The organism is Microcystis sp. M53598_WE2, from assembly GCF_030067735.1.
Classification (GTDB): domain Bacteria; phylum Cyanobacteriota; class Cyanobacteriia; order Cyanobacteriales; family Microcystaceae; genus Microcystis; species Microcystis aeruginosa.
On record NZ_JASJFE010000976.1, the window covers coordinates 1 to 1,538 of the forward strand.

The window sequence follows — 1,538 nt, forward strand, 5'->3', positions numbered from 1 at the left end:
CTCTGATCGATTGGATAAATTATCTCGTAACTGGACGTAAATTATCCCAATTAGGTACTGGTAATATCGGTGTAACTGCCGCTTTTTACCATGGGGGTAAATTGGTGGGAATTTTGGCGGTAATTTCGGAAGCAGCCAAGGGAATTATCGTTATTTTCCTAACCCGTTTATTTTTTCCCACCGGCTCTTCTTGGGAATTATTAGCTTTAATTGCCTTAGTCATGGGGCGCTATTGGTTAGGAAAAGGTGCGGGAACTACTAATGTTTTCTGGGGATTAATCGTTCACGATTTTGTCGCTGTTTTTCTCACCTCAATCATTAGTGGGATTAGCTTTACTATTTTTCGAGAAAAATCTACGGGTAGATTGGTAGGATTATTTTTATTAGCTTTAATTCTCACCTTGCGCCGTCCCCACGATTCAGGTTATATTATAACTGCCATTGCTTTAGCCTGTTTATTAGGGGCAATTTTTCAAAAAATCCCCGATGATTTAGACTTACCAGAAGCAAGTGTTAATAATGAATCAAAAACTATGTTTCGTTTTTTTCGTGGAGATCGATCGATCCGAACCCTTGATGACAATCTGGCAGCTTCAAAAGTGGGACAAAAGGCCGCCACTTTAGCCGATCTTAAGCGTGCCGGTTATCCCATTCCTAGGGGTTGGATTTTACCACCAGGAGATGATCCACAACCGTTAATAGAATCTCTTCATCCTGATATTAATCATCCCTTAGTCGTGCGATCTTCCGCTATTGGAGAAGATAGTGAAACCGCATCATCTGCGGGACAATATACTACAATTCTTAACGTTGTTGATCGAGAAAATTTAGCGGCGGCGATTTTAAGTTGCCAAACCTCCTATAATAGTCCTAATGCTGTTAATTATCGACTCGATCGAGGTCAAGAAAACACAGCCATGGCTGTGTTAATCCAAGAACAAATTCGAGGAGTTTTTTCGGGAGTTGCCTTCAGTCGCGATCCGATTAATCCTCTCAGTTTAGATGTAGTTATTGAAGCTTTACCTGGAGATGCCACCAGAGTTGTATCGGGAAGAATTACCCCCGAAAGTTATCGAGTTAATTTAGAAGAAAATATCATCATCGGAGCGGGAGATATTCCCCCGGCTATTATTCAACAGGTAGCTAATCTTTGTCGGCAATTAGAAAACCTTGATCATGGCATTCCCCAAGATATAGAATGGACTCATGACGGACGAAAATTATGGTTATTACAGTGCCGTCCTATCACTAATTTACAGCCAATTTGGACAAGAAAAATTGCGGCTGAAGTTATCCCCGGGGTGATTCGTCCTTTACCTTGGTCAATTAATCGTCCTTTAACCTGTGGAGTTTGGGGAGATATTTTCCAGTTAGTTTTAGACAAAAAAGCTCTCGATTTGGACTTCAATGAAACAGCGACTTTACACTATCAAAGAGCCTATTTTAATGCTTCTTTGTTAGGAACAATTTTCCGTCGCATGGGATTACCTCCAGAAAGCTTAGAATTCCTGACCAAAGGGGCAAAGTTTACCAAACCA

General features: G+C 40.8%; 1 protein-coding gene. It reads left to right on the plus strand.

The window, feature by feature from the left end:
* The coding region (locus PX636_RS19970; RefSeq protein ID WP_288118472.1) for a glycerol-3-phosphate acyltransferase at nt 1-1,538 on the plus strand (1,538 nt) is incomplete at both ends.